The organism is Variovorax sp. MSC1_012 (genome assembly GCF_023667525.1).
Taxonomy (GTDB): domain Bacteria; phylum Pseudomonadota; class Gammaproteobacteria; order Burkholderiales; family Burkholderiaceae_C; genus Variovorax; species Variovorax beijingensis_B.
In genome coordinates this window covers 4411675-4429169 of sequence record NZ_CM174443.1, presented here as the reverse complement: position 1 = coordinate 4429169, position 17495 = coordinate 4411675, and the positions used below count along the sequence as shown (strand labels likewise).

At 67.4% G+C, this 17495-nt stretch carries 17 protein-coding genes; 7 read left to right on the top strand and 10 right to left on the bottom strand.

Going from position 1 to position 17495, the window contains the following annotated elements:
* Window positions 1–2: 2 nt before the first annotated feature.
* The 4 genes from L1081_RS20760 to sucC form a co-directional block, all read right to left on the bottom strand.
* Window positions 3–803, bottom strand: coding sequence for a Stp1/IreP family PP2C-type Ser/Thr phosphatase (locus tag L1081_RS20760; RefSeq protein WP_489413869.1), 801 nt, complete (start codon window positions 801–803; stop codon window positions 3–5).
* Between the two features lie 31 nt (window positions 804–834).
* Window positions 835–1524, bottom strand: a complete 690-nt coding sequence (locus L1081_RS20755) for a YjbE family putative metal transport protein (RefSeq protein WP_489413868.1) — start codon at window positions 1522–1524, stop codon at window positions 835–837.
* A gap of 101 nt (window positions 1525–1625) precedes the next feature.
* The gene (gene sucD / locus L1081_RS20750) at window positions 1626–2519 is read right to left on the bottom strand and encodes a succinate--CoA ligase subunit alpha (RefSeq protein ID WP_007828710.1); all 894 of its coding nucleotides are present in this window, start codon (window positions 2517–2519) and stop codon (window positions 1626–1628) included.
* A 10-nt stretch (window positions 2520–2529) separates the two neighbouring features.
* Window positions 2530–3696 carry an ADP-forming succinate--CoA ligase subunit beta gene (gene sucC, locus L1081_RS20745; protein WP_489413867.1) on the bottom strand — a complete coding sequence of 389 codons (1167 nt, stop codon included), beginning with the start codon at window positions 3694–3696 and terminating at the stop codon, window positions 2530–2532.
* A gap of 206 nt (window positions 3697–3902) precedes the next feature.
* Here sucC and argC point away from each other — a divergent pair, with 206 nt between their 5' ends.
* On the top strand, window positions 3903–4826 hold the full coding sequence (argC, locus tag L1081_RS20740) for an N-acetyl-gamma-glutamyl-phosphate reductase (RefSeq protein ID WP_489413866.1): 924 nt from the start codon (window positions 3903–3905) through the stop codon (window positions 4824–4826).
* 50 nt (window positions 4827–4876) lie between these two features.
* On the opposite strand, the gene recX is transcribed toward argC, so the two are convergent.
* Both recX and recA read right to left on the bottom strand, forming a co-directional pair.
* Entirely contained in the window at window positions 4877–5329 is a 453-nt protein-coding gene (gene recX / locus L1081_RS20735) for a recombination regulator RecX (protein ID WP_489413865.1), read from the bottom strand.
* 27 nt (window positions 5330–5356) lie between these two features.
* The gene (gene recA / locus L1081_RS20730; protein WP_489413864.1) at window positions 5357–6475 is read right to left on the bottom strand and encodes a recombinase RecA; all 1119 of its coding nucleotides are present in this window, start codon (window positions 6473–6475) and stop codon (window positions 5357–5359) included.
* Window positions 6476–6621: 146 nt separating this feature from the next.
* Here recA and L1081_RS20725 point away from each other — a divergent pair, with 146 nt between their 5' ends.
* From L1081_RS20725 to L1081_RS20715, 3 genes are all read left to right on the top strand, one after another.
* A complete protein-coding gene (locus L1081_RS20725) occupies window positions 6622–7107 on the top strand; it encodes a MarR family transcriptional regulator (protein ID WP_489413863.1) in 486 nt (161 codons plus the stop codon).
* A gap of 68 nt (window positions 7108–7175) precedes the next feature.
* Complete coding sequence (locus L1081_RS20720) at window positions 7176–7847, top strand: response regulator (RefSeq protein ID WP_015867936.1); 672 nt, start codon at window positions 7176–7178, stop codon at window positions 7845–7847.
* Between the two features lie 203 nt (window positions 7848–8050).
* A complete protein-coding gene (locus L1081_RS20715) occupies window positions 8051–9496 on the top strand; it encodes a sensor histidine kinase N-terminal domain-containing protein (protein ID WP_489413862.1) in 1446 nt (481 codons plus the stop codon).
* Between the two features lie 18 nt (window positions 9497–9514).
* Here L1081_RS20715 and L1081_RS20710 read toward each other — a convergent pair whose 3' ends face one another.
* The 3 genes from L1081_RS20710 to L1081_RS20700 are packed head-to-tail and all read right to left on the bottom strand — an operon-like array spanning window position 9515 to window position 11264.
* A complete protein-coding gene (locus L1081_RS20710) occupies window positions 9515–9703 on the bottom strand; it encodes a sporulation protein (RefSeq protein WP_489413861.1) in 189 nt (62 codons plus the stop codon).
* Window positions 9704–9714: 11 nt separating this feature from the next.
* Window positions 9715–10539 carry a biotin--[acetyl-CoA-carboxylase] ligase gene (locus L1081_RS20705; RefSeq protein ID WP_489413860.1) on the bottom strand — a complete coding sequence of 275 codons (825 nt, stop codon included), beginning with the start codon at window positions 10537–10539 and terminating at the stop codon, window positions 9715–9717.
* Window positions 10540–10541: 2 nt separating this feature from the next.
* The gene (locus tag L1081_RS20700; RefSeq protein WP_489413859.1) at window positions 10542–11264 is read right to left on the bottom strand and encodes an SET domain-containing protein-lysine N-methyltransferase; all 723 of its coding nucleotides are present in this window, start codon (window positions 11262–11264) and stop codon (window positions 10542–10544) included.
* Window positions 11265–11448: 184 nt separating this feature from the next.
* Here L1081_RS20700 and L1081_RS20695 point away from each other — a divergent pair, with 184 nt between their 5' ends.
* Window positions 11449–14391 (top strand): DNA topoisomerase III, encoded by a 2943-nt coding sequence (locus L1081_RS20695; RefSeq protein ID WP_489413858.1) that lies wholly within the window; start codon window positions 11449–11451, stop codon window positions 14389–14391.
* Window positions 14388–15383: a tripartite tricarboxylate transporter substrate-binding protein gene (locus L1081_RS20690; RefSeq protein WP_489413857.1), complete on the top strand. Its 996-nt coding sequence runs from the start codon at window positions 14388–14390 to the stop codon at window positions 15381–15383. The genes L1081_RS20695 and L1081_RS20690 overlap by 4 nt, the downstream gene beginning before the upstream one ends.
* A 13-nt stretch (window positions 15384–15396) precedes the next feature.
* On the opposite strand, the gene L1081_RS20685 is transcribed toward L1081_RS20690, so the two are convergent.
* Window positions 15397–16320, bottom strand: a complete 924-nt coding sequence (locus L1081_RS20685) for a LysR substrate-binding domain-containing protein (RefSeq protein WP_489413856.1) — start codon at window positions 16318–16320, stop codon at window positions 15397–15399.
* Window positions 16321–16432: 112 nt separating this feature from the next.
* On the opposite strand from L1081_RS20685, the gene L1081_RS20680 reads away from it, so the two are divergent.
* On the top strand, window positions 16433–17398 hold the full coding sequence (locus tag L1081_RS20680) for a tripartite tricarboxylate transporter substrate-binding protein (RefSeq protein WP_489413855.1): 966 nt from the start codon (window positions 16433–16435) through the stop codon (window positions 17396–17398).
* Window positions 17399–17495 lie beyond the last annotated feature (97 nt).

The window sequence follows — 17495 nt, the reverse complement described above, 5'->3', positions numbered from 1 at the left end:
TTTTATTCAAGCGCACTGCCAACGCGCGCCCTGGCCAGGACAACTGAAATATTGTCTCGGCCGCCATTGTCGTTGGCAACGGCCACCAGGAGTGATGCTTTCTGCTGAAGCTCGACATCGTGATTCAAAAGCGTGAAAAGCTGCGCATCCGGGACCATCTCGCTGAGCCCGTCGGAGCAGAGCATATAGAGATCGTCGGGCCTGGCGGTGTGCTCGTGCATCTCGAGCACGACCTGCGGCTCCACGCCCATGGCGCGCGTCACCAGGTTGCGGTGCGGCGAGATCAGCGCTTCCTCGGCCGTGATGGCACCGGCGTCGAGCTGCTGCTGGCGCAGCGAATGGTCGCGCGTGAGCTGCTCGAGCTTGTTGTTGCGAAGGCGGTAGCAGCGCGAATCGCCGATGTGGCCGACCAGCACGCGCTGGGGCCGGAATGCGGCCAGCACCAGGGTGGTTCCCATGCCCTGGAGTTCGGCATTGGCGATGCCGGCGTCGAGGATCGCGGAATTGGCCTCGTCGGTGGCCGCCTGCAAGGCACGTCGGACCACGCGCGCGGGCGCCTGCAGGCCGGCCTGCGCGAACCAGCGCGCGAAGCTGGCGTGCACCAGCGACACGGCCATGGCGCTGGCCACTTCGCCGCCCTTGTAGCCGCCCATGCCGTCGGCCAGCACGGCCAGGCCGAGGGCGGGGTCGACGTGCAGGTCGTCCTCGTTGTGGGCCCGCGCGCGGCCGACGTCGGTCAGTGCCGCAAAGTCCCAGGAGAGCTGGGGCCGGGTAGAGAAAAGGGACGCGCCGACACTCGCCATATGTTTTTAGAAATGTCGACGCGCGACGGTTTCAGCGCCTCGCGCCGGCCTGCGCGCGCCGCTGAAGCAGGCGGCCCACGGCAACGACGAAGAAGGCACCGGCGGCGGCTGCCGCATGGAGGAGCCACGGGTTGGCAGCCAGCACCTCGCGCAGCGAGACGTCGCTCACCATTGTTTCGCCGCCGACCCAGCCGATCAGGGCGGCGCCCAGCATGACGACAATCGGAAAGCGTTCCATCAGCTTGATCATGAGCGTGCTGCCGAAGATCACCAGCGGAATGCTGATGGCCAGGCCAAGCACCAGGAGCAGCATGTTGCCCTGCGCGGCGGCCGCCACGGCAATCACGTTGTCCAGGCTCATGACCAGGTCCGCCAGCAGGATGGTGCGCACGGCCGCCATCATGCTGCCGTATTCCTTGGCTTCGCCGCCGTCATCATCTTCTTCCTCGCCGAGCAGCTGCAGGCCGATCCACAGCAGCAGCAGGCCGCCGACGATCTGCAGGTAGGGCAGCGCGAGCAGCCTGGCCGCCACCACCGTGAGCACGATGCGCAGCACCACGGCCGCGCCCGAGCCGAGCAGGACGGCTTTTTTCTGCTGCGCGGGGGGCAGCGCACGAGCCGCCATGGCAATCACCACGGCGTTGTCTCCCGAAAGAATGATGTTGATCCAGACAATCTTGATCAGACCGATCCAGAAATCGGCGCCTTGAAGGAGTTCCATGTCTCTTGTTCCACTGTGTTGTAGTGAAAAAAGCGCCCGCAATCCAGATTGCGGGCGCTTTTTCTTTTTGCGTGGTTCGCGAGAAACTGCCTGGGGCTGGTTTAGAGCTGTGCCTTGAGCAGCTTGGCGAGTTCCGAGAAGTTGCGCGTCACGGTGAAGCCGCACTCTTCCATGATGGCGAGCTTGGCATCGGCCGTGTCGGCGCCGCCCGAGATCAGCGCGCCGGCGTGGCCCATGCGCTTGCCGGGAGGAGCGGTGACGCCGGCGATGAAGCCGACCACCGGCTTCTTCATGTGTTCCTTGCACCAGCGGGCCGCGTCGGCTTCGTCGGGGCCGCCGATTTCGCCGATCATGATGACGGCGTCGGTGTCGGGATCGTCGTTGAAGGCCTTCATCACGTCGATGTGCTTCAAGCCGTTGATCGGGTCGCCACCGATGCCGACTGCCGACGATTGGCCGAGGCCGATTTCGGTCAGCTGCGCCACGGCTTCATACGTGAGCGTGCCCGAGCGCGAGACCACGCCGATGCGGCCCTTGCGGTGGATGTGGCCGGGCATGATGCCGATCTTGATTTCGTCGGGCGTGATGAGGCCGGGGCAGTTGGGGCCCAGCAGCAAGGTCTTCTTGCCGCCGGCCGCTTCCTTGGCCTTCATCTTGTTGCGCACTTCGAGCATGTCGCGCACCGGGATGCCTTCGGTGATGCAGATCGCCAGGTCCAGGTCGGCCTCGACGGCTTCCCAGATGGCGGCCGCGGCACCTGCCGGCGGCACGTAGATCACCGACACGGTAGCGCCGGTCTGCGAAGCGGCTTCCTTCACCGAGCCGAAGATCGGGATGTTGAAGATCGACTCGCCGGCCTTCTTCGGGTTCACGCCCGCCACGAAGGCGTTCTTGCCGTTCGCGTATTCCTGGCACTTCTCGGTGTGGAACTGCCCGGTCTTGCCGGTGATGCCCTGGGTGATGACTTTGGTGTCTTTGTTGATGTAGATCGACATGACTTGTTCCTTAGGCCTTCTTGACTGCTGCCACGACCTTCTGGGCCGCTTCCGCCATGGTGTCGGCGCTGATGATCGGCAGGCCCGAATCGGCCAGCAGCTTCTTGCCTTCGACTTCGTTGGTGCCCTTCATGCGCACGACCAGCGGCACCTGGAGGTTCACGGCCTTGCAGGCTGCGATCACGCCGGTGGCGATGGTGTCGCACTTCATGATGCCGCCGAAGATGTTGACCAAGATCGCTTCCACGTTCTTGTTCTTCAGCATGATCTTGAAGGCTTCGGTGACCTTCTCGGGGGTGGCGCCGCCGCCCACGTCCAGGAAGTTGGCCGGCTCGCCGCCGAACAGCTTGATGGTGTCCATGGTGGCCATGGCCAGGCCGGCACCGTTCACCAGGCAGCCGATGTTGCCGTCCAGGCTGATGTAGGCGAGGTCGAACTTGGAGGCTTCGACTTCGGCCGCGTCTTCTTCGTCGAGGTCGCGCAGGGCCACGATTTCGGGGTGGCGGAACAGCGCGTTGCTGTCGAAGTTGAACTTGGCGTCCAGCGCCATGACCTTGCCCTTGCTGTCACGGTTGAGCGGGTTGATCTCGACCAGCGAGGCATCCGTCTCCATGTAGCAGGTGTAGAGCTTCTTGAGGATGTCGACCGTTTGCGCGGTGGAGTCGGCCGGCATGCCGATGCCGTCGGCGATCTGCTTGGCTTGCGCGTCGGTCAGGCCTTCCTTGGGGTCGGCATACACCGTGATGATCTTCTCGGGCGTGGAATGGGCCACTTCCTCGATGTCCATGCCGCCTTCGCTCGAAGCGATGAACGCAACCTTCTGCGTGGCGCGGTCGGTCACGGCCGAGACGTAGTATTCCTTGTTGATGTCGGCGCCATCTTCGATGTAGAGGCGGCGCACCTTCTGGCCTTCGGGGCCGGTCTGGTGGGTCTTGAGCTGCATGCCGAGGATCTCGCCGGCGAGCTTCTTGACGTCTTCGATGGACTTGGCCACCTTGACGCCGCCGCCCTTGCCGCGGCCACCCGCGTGGATCTGGGCCTTGACGACCCACACCGGGCCTCCAAGTTTCTGGGCGGCCTCGACCGCCTCCTGAACCGTATAGGCCGGAATGCCGCGCGGCACCGGCACGCCGAACTTGGCAAGGATTTCCTTGCCTTGGTACTCGTGAATCTTCATGAGGGATGTCTCTCGGAAGGAGGAGGTTGAGAACGGGGGATCTGGGGTCTGAGGCGTCTTTGGCTCTGTTGCTCGCGGGCGACGGCAGCCTGACGGCTGGGGGCGGCGAACAACCGCGGACTGTATCATGGTGCGGCGCACCAATACTCGACGTAGCCTTGCGGTCAATACGTACTTTCTTCTAGCCTCTCTACGCATACTCCGATATGGCCAAGGTTTTCATCGACGGCGAAGCCGGCACCACCGGTTTGCAGATCCGCGAGCGGCTCCAGACGATGCCGCAGATCGAACTCGTGAGCATTGCGCCCGAGCTGCGAAAAGACGTGGCCGCCAAGCGCGAGCTGATGGCGGGCGTCGACCTGGTGGTGCTGTGCCTGCACGACGATGCGGCGCGCGAATCGGTCGCGCTGATCGACCAGCTGCCCGGCAGGAAGCCCAAGATCATCGACGCCTCCACCGCGCACCGCGTGGCGCCCGGCTGGGTGTTCGGCTTTCCCGAACTGGTGGAAGGCCACTGGCAGGCCGTGGCCGCGGCCGACCGCGTCGGCAACCCGGGCTGCTATGCGACGGGCGCCATTGCCATGGTGAGGCCGCTGGTCGATGCCGGCCTGCTGCCGGCCGATTTTCCGATTTCGCTGCCCTCGGTGAGCGGTTATTCGGGCGGCGGGCGGGCCATGATCGAAGACTACGAAAACGGCAAGGCGCCGCTTTTCGAGACCTACGCGCTGGGCCTCAAGCACAAGCACATTCCCGAGATCATGAAGTACACCGGCCTCACCCGCCGGCCGGTCTTCATTCCTTCGGTGGGCAATTTCAAGCAGGGCATGCTGGTGCAGCTGCCGCTGCATCTCGACCTGCTGCCCGGCAAGCCGAAGGCGGGCGACCTGCAAGAGGCGCTGGCGGCGCACTACGCAAAGAGCAACACGCCCGAGCAGTTCGTGAAGGTGCTGCCGCCGACCGACGACGGCAAGCTCGACGCGCTGGCGCTCAACGACACCAACAATCTCGAAATTCGCGTGTTCCCGAACGAGGACCACCGCCACGCCGTGGTGATTGCGCGCCTCGACAACCTGGGCAAGGGCGCGAGCGGCGCCGCGGTGCAGAACCTGAAGCTGATGCTGGCGCTCTGAGCGCCTGCTGCTGAGCCTCCCTTGGCAGGCCGGGGCCGCGCGCCCGGCCGTCAGTCTTCGTTGAAATCGCTGCGGAGCACCTTGGCCACCACCGCGCCCGAAAAGCCGCGCGCCAGCAGGAAGCGCGTTTGCCTGGCGCGCTCCTTCGCATCGGCGGGCGGTGCGTCGAAGCGGCGGCGCCACAGGGCCGTGGCGCGTTCCACCTCGGTGTCCTGCAGGCTGGCCACGGCCTGTGCGATGGCCTCGGGCGCAATGCCCTTGGCCTGCAGTTCCTGCCGCACCCGCAGCGCGCCCGAGCGGGCGGCGCGCTGGTTCAGCACCGAGGCCACCACGCGCGGCTCGCTGATGAAGTCCTTGGCGGCCAGCTCGTCGAGCGCGCGGGCCAGTTCGCCAGGCACTTCTTCGTGCCTTGCGAGCTTGCGCTCCAGTTCCGCACGCGAATGCTCGCGCTGGCTCAGGAGCCGCAGCGCGCGGCCTTTGAGGGAGGGGGCGCCGAAAGCCATGCGCCGCTTCCGTGCGTGCTCGCCTGCTTACTCGCCCTTGTCGGCTTTGTCGGCCTTGGCCGCCTTGGCGGGCTTCTCGGCCTTTTCGGGGGCGGGAGCACCGGCATCGGCCGCCAGCAGCGGGATGCCCAGCGATTCGCGCACCTTGTTCTCGATCTCGCGCGACAGCTCGGGGTTCTCGCGCAGGAACTCGCGGGCGTTGTCGCGGCCCTGGCCGATCTTTTCGCCGTTGTAGGCGTACCAGGCACCCGACTTGTCGAGGATCTTGGCGGTCACGCCCATGTCGATGATCTCGCCTTCGCGGCTGATGCCTTCGCCGAACAGGATGTCGAACTCGGCCGTCTTGAAAGGGGGCGAGACCTTGTTCTTCACCACCTTGACCTTGGTTTCGTTGCCGATGGCCTCGTCGCCCTTCTTGATGGTGCCGATGCGGCGGATGTCCAGGCGCACCGAGGCGTAGAACTTCAGCGCGTTGCCGCCGGTGGTGGTTTCGGGCGAACCGAACATCACGCCGATCTTCATGCGGATCTGGTTGATGAAGATGACCATGCAGTTGGTCTTCTTGATGGTGGCGGTGAGCTTGCGCAGCGCCTGGCTCATCAGGCGGGCCTGCAGGCCGGGCAGCGAGTCGCCCATTTCGCCTTCGATTTCGGCCTTGGGCGTGAGCGCGGCGACGGAGTCGATGACGATCAGGTCGACGGCGCCCGAGCGCACCAGCGAATCGACGATTTCGAGCGCCTGCTCGCCGGTGTCGGGCTGGCTGATGAGCAGGTCGGACAGGTTCACGCCGAGCTTCTGGGCGTACTGCACGTCGAGCGCATGCTCCGCGTCGACGAAGGCGCAGGTGCCGGCCTGCTTCTGCATGGCGGCGATGACCTGCAGCGTGAGCGTGGTCTTGCCCGACGATTCAGGGCCGTAGATTTCGATGACGCGGCCGCGCGGCAGGCCGCCGACGCCCAGCGCGATGTCCAGGCCGAGCGAACCGGTGGAAACCACCTGGATGTCTTCGAGCGCCTCGCCTTCGCCGAGCCGCATGATCGTGCCCTTGCCGAACTGCTTTTCGATCTGGGCCAGCGCGGCCTGCAGGGCCTTGGCCTTTTCGCTGCCTGCGACCGAGATGCTGGTGCCTTTGACGAGTGCGTCCATGTGGAAATCTCCTTGAAAATCAACGGTTTGTGTGCGGATGCGGTCCATCTGCTTTTAATTACAGGCTGGATGCTTGAACAGTAGTGTAGGGGCTGATTGGTTTGAGTAAACCCATTTTTTGGTCAGTTTGCTTTACCATCTAGCCGATGGCCGAAACCGCTTTTCCGACCGACCCGGACGCCTGGCGGCAGACCCACCTGGGCCGCCTGCTGGGCCATGCGATGCGCCGCTTCGACGAGCGCGTGCTCGAGCTCATGGCGCACGACATCGACGTGCCGCTGGCACTGTCGAACCTTGCCGCGCGCGCGCAGGTGAGCGCCGCGCACATCCACATCACGCGGCACCTGGCGCGCGAGGGCTCGCGCCTGACCGAGCTGGCCGGGCGCGCCGGCATGACCAAGCAGGCGATGGGTGCGCTGGTGGACCAGTGCGAGGCCTGGGGCCTGGTCACGCGCGGGCCCGATCCGCTCGACGCGCGGGCGCGGCGCGTGCTCTTCACGGCCGACGGCCTGGCCTGGCTCGACGCCTTCCGCGGCGCGGTGACGCAGGCCGAGCGCGAGTTCCGCGCCAGCGTGGGCAACGACGTTGCCACCGTGGTAACCATCGGACTCGAAGCCTACACGGCGGGCTAGACTCGGCTGGAGAGAGACATATGTGAACGCGGCGCCGGGGCGGCGCCCGAACCGGCCGGAGGTGGCTCATGCGGATTCTGATTGCCGAAGACGACCAGGTGCTGGCCGATGCCCTGCTGCGCAGCCTGCGCACCTCGGGCGCGGCGGTCGACCACGTGGCGAACGGATCGCAGGCCGACACCGCGCTCATGACGCACAGCGAGTTCGACCTGCTGATCCTCGACCTGGGGCTGCCCAACCTGCACGGCATCGAGATCTTGAAGCGGCTGCGCGCACGCGGCTCGCAGCTGCCGGTGCTGGTGCTCACCGCGGCCGACAGCGTGGAAGAGCGCGTCAAGGGCCTGGACCACGGCGCCGACGACTACATGGCCAAGCCCTTCAGCCTGCAGGAACTCGAGGCGCGCGTGCGGGCGCTCACGCGGCGCGGCATGGGCGCCACCAGCAACACGATCCGGCACGGCCCGCTGGTGTACGACCAGGCCGGCCGCGTGGCCACCATCGACGGCAAGATGGTCGAGCTGTCGGCGCGCGAACTGGGCCTGCTGGAGGTGCTGCTGCAGCGCGCCGGCCGCCTGGTCAGCAAGGACCAGCTGGTGGAGCGCCTGTGCGAATGGGGCGAGGAAGTGAGCCTCAACGCGATCGAGGTCTACATCCACCGGCTGCGCAAGAAGATCGAGAAGGGGCCGGTGCGCATCGCCACGGTTCGCGGCCTCGGCTACTGCCTCGAGAAAATTCCCTAGATGAAACCCACCCCCGCCCCTCGCTCACTTCGTGTAGCTCGACTCCCCCTCCAGGGGGCAACACCAGCGGCCCGGCAAAGCCGGTTCCGCGGTGTTCCTGGGCTTGGGCCGTATCGGTTTCATGCGTCGTGGGTCGCGCACAGCGCGGTGGAAAACTGACTTGACGCGCGGCACGTCGTTCGCGTAGACCGGGGGCGAGTCCTTTGAAACTCTTTCAGCGCGCACAGCGCTCCCTGTTCGGCGAGATCCTCGACTGGATGCTCACGCCGCTGCTGCTGCTGGTGCCGGTGAGCATCGGCGTGACGTGGCTGGTGGCGCAGGGCATTGCCAATGCACCCTTCGACCGCGCGCTCGAATACAACGTGCAGACGCTGGCGCGGCTGGTCACGGTGCAGCAGGGGCAGACGCAGTTCGTGCTGCCGCAGCCGGCGCGCGAGATCCTGCGGGCCGACGGCGCCGACCGCGTCTACTACCAGGTGCTCGACAGCCACGGCGCGCTGCTCAGCGGCGAGCCCGACGTGCCGCATCCCAGTACCGACGAGCCCCCGGTTCCCGGCGTGGTCACGCTGCGCAACGGCGAGATGCGGGGCAAGTCGGTGCGCGTGGCCTCGCTCTGGCTCGCGGGCCCCGACAACGACGCGGAGCCGGCGCTGCTGCAGGTGGCCGAGACGCGCGAGAAGCAGTCGGTGCTGGCCACCGAGATCATCAAGGGCGTGCTGCTGCCGCAGTTCGCGATCCTGCCGCTGGCCGTGCTGCTGATCTGGCTGGCGCTGGTGCGCGGCATCAAGCCGCTGTCGGTGGTGGAGGCGCGCATCCGCGAGCGGCGTCCGGGCGACCTGAGCCCGCTGGACGAATCGTCGGTGCCGCTGGAGGTGGTGCCGCTGGTGTCGTCGGTCAACGAGCTGCTCGACAAGCTCAACGATTCGATCCACACGCAAAAGCGCTTCCTGGCCGATGCAGCGCACCAGCTCAAGACGCCGCTCGCGGGCCTGCGCATGCAGGCCGACCTGGCGCAGCGCGAGGGCGCCAATGCCGACGAGCTCAAGCAGTCGCTCAAGCAGATCGGCCGCGCCAGCGTGCGCGCCACCCACACGGTGAACCAGCTGCTTTCGCTCGCGCGCGCCGAAAGCACCGGCGCCGGCACCGGCCGCCAGCCCTGCGACCTGGCGCGGCTCACCATCGAGGTGGTACGCGAAGCCGTGCCGCGCGCGATCGAAAAGCGCATCGACCTGGGCTACGACGGCGCCGAGGCGGGCGCGCCCGGCGTGGTGATCGAAGGCAACCCGACCCTGCTGAAGGAGCTGGTGCGCAACCTGGTCGACAACGCGCTCAACTACACCTCGTCGACGGCCGGGCGGCCCGGCGTGATCACTGCGCGCGTGCTGGCCGACCCCTTCGGCCAGGTGGTGCTGCTGCAGGTGGAGGACAACGGGCCGGGCATTGCGGAGGCCGACCGCGAACTGGTGTTCGAGCCGTTCTACCGCGTGCTCGGCAACGAGGCGGACGGCTCGGGGCTGGGCCTGCCGATCGTGCGCGAGATCGCCAACCAGCACCATGCGCAGGTGAAGCTGGAGGACGCGCATCCGGGCCGGCAGCCACCGGGGGCGCGCTTCACGGTGCGCTTCGAGGGCGAAGAAGCCGCGTCCTGAGGCGCGGCAGCGGGTTCGTCAGGGCGTGCCCTTGGCGTCCTTGCGGATCTGGAGCCACTCGGGATGCACCTGGCGCGAGAGGCGCTGCGGTTCGCGCTCGTTGAAGCCCGCGGGTGCCAGACCAAAGCCGGCCAGGTCGCCGCGCGACCACAGCCAGTAGGCGAGGTTGGCGACGAGCAGGGCAATCAGCACCAGGCGCAGTTTCATGGTGGCGGGCCTCAGAACGCCATGCCGCTCGGGCGCACGCTGACTTCGTCGCTCGAGACCAGCTGCAGCCCGTCGGCGGTGCGCACCTGGAGCTCGCCGCCCCAGGCCACGCCCTCGCACAGGCCGAAGCTGCCGTCGCTGAGCTGGACTTGCCGCCCGCGCAAGGCGTCGCGCGCGGCAAAGCGTTCGGCAAACGGCCCGAAGCCCTGCGCCTCGAAGGCCTGCACGCTGCGCACCAGTGGCGCGGCCAGCTCGGCCAGCACCTCGGGCGCGGTGGCATCGGGGCGCCACTGGCGCAGCCAGGCCGGCGGGGTGCGCATGCCATCGCCCTCGCGCGGGCCGATGTTGATGCCGATGCCGATCACCAGGTAGCGCGGCGGGGCCGGCGCATCGGCGCGGCCCGCATGCGGCATGGCGGTTTCGATCAGGATGCCGGCCAGCTTGCGGTCCTCCACCCACAGGTCGTTGGGCCACTTGAGCGCGACCTTGGCCGCGCCCGTGGGATCGAGGCTTTCCGCCACGCTCACGCCCACGGCCAGCGAGAGGCCGGCCCAGTCGCGCGGCGCGAGCGGCAGGCCCAGCGAGAAGGTGAGGGAGGCGGCGCCTTGTTCCTCGCTCTGCTGCGCGCTCTGCCAGGGCCGGCCGAGCCGGCCGCGCCCTGCCGTCTGGCGCTCGGCCACCAGCAGCACCGGCGGGGTCTGGCCGGCGCGCGCGCGGCGCATCAGTTCTGTATTGGTGGAATCGATCTCGGCCACGGCCTCGACCGCGAAGCCGGGCAAGAGCGGCGCCACCGCCGCGGCGATCCGGTCTTCGAGCCAGGCAGCCTGGGTACCCATGCTCAGCCCTTGCCGGCTCCGTCGTCCTTTTTGGACTTCTTTTTTTCCGGCTTCTTTTCGGCCTTGTTCCCGGCCTTTTTTTCGGCCTTTTTTTCGGCTTTCTTGTCCGCCTTCCTGGCTTCCTTCTTCTCGGCCTTTTTCTTGTCGGCCTTCTTCCTGGCCTTTTTCTTCTTTTTCTTTTCTTCGTCTTCGTCCTTGGGCGTCAGCAGCGTGCCGCGGCAATTCTCGGAGCCGCACCAGCAGGGAAACTCGGACAGCAGCTTCGGCGTGTAGGGCTCGTCGATGATCAGGCCGTAGTCGTAGTTGAGCTCTTCTCCTGCAGCAATGTTGCGCAGCGCCTTGATATAAACGCGCCCATTGATCTCGTCGGCCTCGCAGTTCGGCTCGCACGAATGGTTGATCCAGCGCGCGTCGTTGCCCTTGACGTTGCCGTCGATCACGCGCCCGTTGTCGATGTGGAAGTAGAAGGTGTGGTTCGGCTGGGCCGGGTCGTGCGGATGGCGGCGCAGTGCCTCTTTCCAGCTGATGACCTCGCCCTTGTATTCGATCAGCGTCTCGCCCTCGGCCAGGTCGTCCACGGCGAACACGCCGTTGCCGTGGACATCCGAGCGCCGCATCTGGATGCGGCGGCCGCTGGGCCGCCCCGAGGCAAGCCGCGCCTCCCCCTCGGGGGGGCGGGGGGCTTCGGTATTGCGGCCGGCGAATTGTGGGGATTTGGAAGGCATCGCCGAAGTCTGTTAGGTTGAATATGCACACATGCGCGTGTGCGCGTGCGCACACGCGGGAAGCCGCAGATTGTATGTGGCCCCCACGCTCCCGCACTGCGTGTCGTCGCTGCCCCCCGAGGGGGCCGCAGGCCGCCTTGAGGCGGCTCGGCGGCGGCCTGAGAACTCTTTTAGGAATTTGTTGATGAAGACCTTGGTAATCGCAGAAAAGCCGTCGGTGGCACAGGACATCGTCCGTGCACTCACGCCGGTGGCCGGCAAGTTCGACAAGCATGACGAGCATTTCGAGAACGACAGCTATGTCGTGACCAGCGCTGTCGGCCACCTGGTCGAGATCCAGGCGCCCGAGGAGTTCGACGTCAAGCGGGGCAAGTGGAGCTTCGCGAACCTGCCGGTGATTCCGCCTCACTTCGACCTGAAGCCGGTCGACAAGACGAAGACGCGCCTGAACGCCGTGGTCAAGCAGGCCAAGCGCAAGGACGTGACGCAACTCATCAACGCCTGCGACGCGGGCCGCGAGGGCGAGCTGATCTTCCGCCTGATCGAACAGTACGCGGGCGGCAAGACCGGCCTGAACAAGCCCGTGAAGCGCCTGTGGCTGCAGTCGATGACGCCGCAGGCCATCCGCGACGGCTTCGACGCGCTGCGCACCGAAAAGCAGATGCAGGGTCTGGCCGACGCCGCACGCTCGCGCTCCGAGGCCGACTGGCTGGTGGGCATCAACGGCACGCGCGCCATGACGGCCTTCAATTCGCGCGACGGCGGTTTCTTCCTGACGACGGTGGGCCGCGTGCAGACGCCCACGCTGTCGGTGGTGGTCGAGCGCGAGGAAAAGATCCGCAAGTTCGTGAGCCGCGACTACTGGGAAATCCACGGCGCGTTCCAGGCCGAGGCCGGCCAGTACCCGGGCAAGTGGTTCGACGCCAACTTCAAGAAGCCGCCGCCGGGCCCCGACGACATGGCCGACGCGGAGATCCGCGCCGATCGCGTGTGGAGCGAGCGCGAGGCGCGCGAGATCGCCGATGCGGCGCGCGGCAAGCCCGCCACCGTCACCGAGGAAAGCAAGCCCACCACCCAGGCCTCGCCGATGCTGTTCGACCTGACCTCGCTGCAGCGCGAGGCCAACGGCCGCTTCGGCTTCTCGGCCAAGACCACGCTGGCGCTGGCGCAGAGCCTGTACGAGCGCCACAAGGCGCTGACCTATCCGCGGACCGACTCGCGCGCGCTGCCCGAGGACTACCTGCCGGTGGTCAAGGACACCATGAAGATGCTCGCCGACAGCGGCATGAAGCACCTGGCGCCCTTCGCGCAGCAGGCGGTCGACGGCAGCTACGTGAAGCCGAACAAGCGCATCTTCGACAACGCCAAGGTGTCGGATCACTTCGCGATCATTCCGACGCTGCAGGCGCCGAGCGGCCTCTCCGACGCCGAGCAGAAGCTCTACGACTTCGTGGTGCGCCGCTTCATGTCGGTGTTCTTCCCGAGCGCCGAATTCCAGGTGACCACGCGCATCAGCACGGTGGAAACGGGCGGCAAGAAGTACCCCTTCCGCAGCGACGGCAAGGTGCTGGTCAAGCCGGGTTGGCTCGCGATCTGGGGCAAGGAAGCCATCAGCGACGACGACGAGAAGGACGGCAAGAACCTGGTGGTGGTGAAGCCGGGCGAAACGGTGAAGACCGAATCGGCCGACCTGAAGGCGCTGAAGACCCGACCGCCCGCGCGCTATTCGGAAGCCACGCTGCTGGGCGCCATGGAAGGCGCCGGCAAGACCATCGACGACGACGAGCTGCGCGAAGCCATGCAGGAAAAGGGCCTGGGCACGCCAGCCACGCGCGCGGCCACCATCGAAGGCCTGATCACCGAGAAATACATGCTGCGCGAAGGCCGCGAGCTGATCCCCACGGCCAAGGCCTTCCAGCTCATGACGCTGTTGCGCGGCCTGGGCGTGGAGGAACTCTCCAAGGCCGAACTCACGGGCGAATGGGAATACAAGCTCGCGCAGATGGAAAAGGGTGCGCTGAGCCGCGACGCCTTCATGCGCGAGATCGCCGAGATGACGCAGCACATCGTCAAGAAGGCCAAGGAGTACGACCGCGACACCGTGCCGGGCGACTACGCCACGCTGTCGACCCCATGCCCCAACTGCGGCGGCGTGGTGAAGGAAAACTACCGCCGCTACAGCTGCACCGGCAAGGCCGGGCAGGAGCCCTGCGGCTTCTCGTTCGGCAAGTCGCCGGCAGGTCGCACCTTCGAGGTGGCCGAGGCGGAAGTGCTGCTGCGCGACAAGCACATCGGCCCGCTCGAGGGCTTCCGCTCCAAGGCGGGCTGGCCCTTCACCTCCGAGATCATCCTGAAGTTCGACGAAGAGGCGAAGAACTGGAAGCTGGAGTTCGACTTCGGCGACGACAAGAACGCCGACACCGGCGAGATCGTCGACTTCAGCGAGCAGGACACGGTGGGCCCGTGCCCGATCTGCGGCGCGCCGGTGTTCGAGCACGGCAGCAACTACGTCTGCGAGAAGTCGGTGCCCACCAATGCGCAGCCGACGCCGAGCTGCACCTTCAAGACCGGCAAGATCATCCTGCAGCAGCCGGTGGAGCGCGCGCAGATGGAAAAGCTGCTCGCCACCGGCAAGACCGACCTGCTCGACAAGTTCGTGAGCATGCGCACGCGCCGCGCCTTCAAGGCCTTCCTGACCTGGAACGCGGAGGAAGGCAAGGTGACCTTCGAATTCGCGCCGCGCGAGGGCGGCAGCAAGTTCCCGCCGCGCAAGACTTTCGGCAAGGCCGCGCCGGCGGGCAAGACCGCGGCCGCCAAGAAGGTGGCGGCGAAGAAGACGCCCGCCGCCAAGAAGGCACCGGCCGCGAAGAAGGCCGCGGCGCCGCGCAAGCCCGGTGCGGGCCTGAAGCCCAGCGACTCGCTGGCCGCGGTGATCGGCGCCGAACCGGTGGCGCGCACCGAGGTCATCAAGAAGCTCTGGGACTACATCAAGGCCAACGGCCTGCAGGACGCGGCCAACAAGCGCGCGATCAATGCCGACGCCAAGCTCAAGCCAGTCTTCGGCAAGGACCAGGTGACGATGTTCGAGCTCGCGGGCATCGTGGGCAAGCACCTGTCGGCGCCATGAGGGCGGGGCGCAGGCATTTCGCCACGGGCCTGGCGGCCGGCGCGGCGGCGTTGCTTGCCGGCGCGGCCGGCCTGGCGCAGGCCGCGGCGTGGCCCGAGCGGCCCGTGAAGCTGGTGGTGCCGTTCCCGCCGGGGCAGGCCACCGACATCTTCGCGCGCGCACTGGCCGAGCAGCTCGGCAAGCGGCTGGGCCAGCCGGTGATCGTGGACAACAAGGCCGGCGCCGGCAGCAACATCGGCACCGAGTTCGTGGTGCGCTCGCCGGCCGACGGCTACACGCTGGTGGTGGCGGGCAGCGCGATGGCGGTGAACCAGACGCTCTACGCCAAGCCGGGCTTCGACCCGCGCCGCGACCTGGTGGGCATCTCGCTCATCGCCACGGTGCCGCTGGTGTTCCTGGCCACGCCCGAAAGCGGCATCCGCAGCATGGCCGACCTGGCGGCGCGCGCCAAGGCCGAGCCCGGCCGGCTGAGCTACGCGAGCGCCGGCATCGGCGGCACGCAGCACCTGTCGGGCGAGATGTTCAAGACGGCCGCGCGCGTCTTCATCACCCACATTCCGTACCGCGGCAGCGGGCCGGCGCAGTCGGACTTCCTGGGCAACCAGATTCCGCTGATGGTCGATTCGGTGACGGCCGCGCTGCCGCACATCAAGTCGGGCAGGGCGGTGGCGCTGGCGGTGACCTCGGCCAAGCGCTCCTCGCAACTGCCCGACGTGCCCACGGTGCGCGAAAGCGGCGTGGCCGGCACCAGGGACTTCGAGGCCGTGGGCTGGCTCGGCCTGATGGCGCCGCGCGGCACGCCGCCCGAGATCACGGCGCGGCTGAACCAGGAAGTGACGGAGATCCTGAAGAGCGAGCAGATGGCGCGCTTCATCCGCGACCGCGGCTCGGAGCCCGCGCCCACCACGGGCGCCGAGTTCGACCGCTTCGTGGCGAACGAGATCCAGCGCTGGGGCGGCGCGGTGAGGGCATCGGGCGCCAAGCCCGAGTAGCCCGCGGCGCCGGTCAGGCGAGGGCCGGCGGCGTTTCCGCGCTGCGATCGGCATCCGCCAGCAGCCAGCGGCGGAAATGGTCGAGCGTGGCCAGTTGCCCTCGGCCCTCGGGGTAGCAGAACCAGTAGCCCTGGTCGCCGCGGTAGCCGCCGCCCGGCAGCGGCTCGTCGACCAGCCCGGACGCGATCTCGTCCTGCACCAGGCAGCGCGGCACCAGCGCCACGCCCATGCCCACCATCACCGCGCGGATCATGGTCTGGAACTGGTCGAACTGCGGGCCCGCGAGCGGGTCGAGCCCGCGCACGCCATGCGCCTCGCTCCATTGCAGCCACGATTGCGGCACCGTGACGTGGCGCAGCAGGGTGCAGCGCGCCACGTCCTGCGGCGTGCGGATGGCGGCTTCGGCCAGCTCCGCGCGCGGCGCGATCAGTGCCACGTCCTGCCCGGCCAGGTAGTGCGAGCGCGCGCCGGGCCAGTGGCCGTCGCCGAACAGGATGGCGCAGTCGAGTTCGGGCCGCTCGAAGTCGTAGCCGTGCACGAAGGGCACGAAATGCAGCGTGATCTGGGGATGCAGGCGCTGGAAGTCGGGCAGGCGCGGAATCAGCCACTTGGCGCCGAAGGTAGGCAGGGTGGACAGGTGCAGCGCGCCGCCGCCGTCGCCGCTGGTGATGAATTCCAGCGTGGCCGCCTCCAGCTGCGCGAGCACGGCGCGCACGGCCTTCTCGTAGCGCTCGCCCGCGGGCGTGAGCGCCAGGCGCTTGCGGCTGCGCTCGAACAGCGGCACGCCAATCCAGCGCTCCAGCTCCTGCACCTGCTTGCTGACCGCGCCCTGCGTCAGATGCAGCGCCTCGGCGGCGCGCGAGACGCCGCCGAAGCGCACCACGGTGGAAAAGGCGCGCAGCAGGTTCAGCGGCGGGTTGAGGCGGCGGAGCGACATGTCTGGATGCCCATTAAAACATTCCAAATCAGAATGTTAGCTGGTCTATCCTTTGCTTCAAGTAGCGCAGCAACTTTTGCTTCATTACTTCCGTCTCATTGGAGAAACCCCCATGCAACGTCGTCATCTTCTTTCCGCCCTGGCCGCTGTTTCTGTCGCGCCTGGAATATCCTTTGCCCAGCAAGGCAAGCCGATCCGCATGATCGTGCCGTTCCCGCCCGGCGGCGCCACCGACATCACGGCGCGCGTGCTGTCGGAGCCGCTGGCCAAGATCCTCCAGCAGCCCGTGGTCATCGACAACCGCGCCGGTGCCGGCGGCTCCATCGGCATGGCGGAAGTGGCCCGCTCCGCGCCGGACGGCCTCTCGTTCGGCGTGGCCACGCTCTCCACGCACGGCGTGAACCCGGCCGTGTACCAGAAGCTGCCCTACGACCCGGTCAAGGGCTTCGTCGCCGTGACCGAGCTGGTGAAGGCGCCGGGCGTGGTCGTCATCAACCCGCGGGTGCTGCCGGTGCAGAGCTTCGCGGAACTCGTGAAGTACTTGAAGGCCAATCCGGGCAAGGTGTCGTACGCCTCGCCGGGCAACGGCACCATCGGCCACATGTGGGGCGAACTCTTCAAGAGCAGCACCGGAACCTCGATGGTGCACATCCCCTACCGCGGTGCGGGCCCGGCCATCAACGACGTGCTCGCGGGCGAGGTGCCGGTGTACTTCGACCAGGTGGCCTCGTCGCTGCCGCACGTGAAGGCGGGCAAGCTGAAGGCGCTGGCCGTGTCCTGGAGCAGCCGGCTCGACGTGCTTCCCGAGGTGCCGACCTACCGCGAGCTCGGCTATCCGGCCAACAACGATCCGTCGTGGTTCGGGCTGGTGGCGCCCGCCGGCACGCCGGCCGACATCGCGCTGCGCATGCAGCAGGCCGTGGCCACGGCGCTGAAGGACAGCACGGTGCGCGAGCGCCTGGCGCTGCAGGGGCTGTACGCCTCGGGCACCACGCCGGCCGAGTTCGCGAAGCAGATCGACAGCGAGATCGAGAAGATGAAGAAAGTCGCCGCCTTTGCCCGCATCCGATTGGACTGAGACATGAACCCCCACGCTCATCACTTCGTGTATTCGCTGCCCCCCGAGGGGGCGCAGGCCTCCCTTGGGGCGGCCCGGCGGGAGGCCTGAGCCGCCT

Bases quoted from the DNA above. Each gene is read 5' to 3' on its own strand.
- argC (WP_489413866.1), top strand. From the start codon at position 3,903: ATGGCCAAGGTTTTCATCGACGGCGAAGCCGGCACCACCGGTTTGCAG.
- sucD (WP_007828710.1), bottom strand. From the start codon at position 2,519: ATGTCGATCTACATCAACAAAGACACCAAAGTCATCACCCAGGGCATC.
- L1081_RS20690 (WP_489413857.1), top strand. From the start codon at position 14,388: ATGAGGGCGGGGCGCAGGCATTTCGCCACGGGCCTGGCGGCCGGCGCG.
- L1081_RS20705 (WP_489413860.1), bottom strand. From the start codon at position 10,539: ATGGGTACCCAGGCTGCCTGGCTCGAAGACCGGATCGCCGCGGCGGTG.
- L1081_RS20725 (WP_489413863.1), top strand. From the start codon at position 6,622: ATGGCCGAAACCGCTTTTCCGACCGACCCGGACGCCTGGCGGCAGACC.
- L1081_RS20695 (WP_489413858.1), top strand. From the start codon at position 11,449: ATGAAGACCTTGGTAATCGCAGAAAAGCCGTCGGTGGCACAGGACATC.
- recX (WP_489413865.1), bottom strand. From the start codon at position 5,329: ATGGCTTTCGGCGCCCCCTCCCTCAAAGGCCGCGCGCTGCGGCTCCTG.
- L1081_RS20710 (WP_489413861.1), bottom strand. From the start codon at position 9,703: ATGAAACTGCGCCTGGTGCTGATTGCCCTGCTCGTCGCCAACCTCGCC.
- recA (WP_489413864.1), bottom strand. From the start codon at position 6,475: ATGGACGCACTCGTCAAAGGCACCAGCATCTCGGTCGCAGGCAGCGAA.
- L1081_RS20680 (WP_489413855.1), top strand. From the start codon at position 16,433: ATGCAACGTCGTCATCTTCTTTCCGCCCTGGCCGCTGTTTCTGTCGCG.
- L1081_RS20700 (WP_489413859.1), bottom strand. From the start codon at position 11,264: ATGCCTTCCAAATCCCCACAATTCGCCGGCCGCAATACCGAAGCCCCC.
- sucC (WP_489413867.1), bottom strand. From the start codon at position 3,696: ATGAAGATTCACGAGTACCAAGGCAAGGAAATCCTTGCCAAGTTCGGC.
- L1081_RS20685 (WP_489413856.1), bottom strand. From the start codon at position 16,320: ATGTCGCTCCGCCGCCTCAACCCGCCGCTGAACCTGCTGCGCGCCTTT.
- L1081_RS20760 (WP_489413869.1), bottom strand. From the start codon at position 803: ATGGCGAGTGTCGGCGCGTCCCTTTTCTCTACCCGGCCCCAGCTCTCC.
- L1081_RS20720 (WP_015867936.1), top strand. From the start codon at position 7,176: ATGCGGATTCTGATTGCCGAAGACGACCAGGTGCTGGCCGATGCCCTG.
- L1081_RS20755 (WP_489413868.1), bottom strand. From the start codon at position 1,524: ATGGAACTCCTTCAAGGCGCCGATTTCTGGATCGGTCTGATCAAGATT.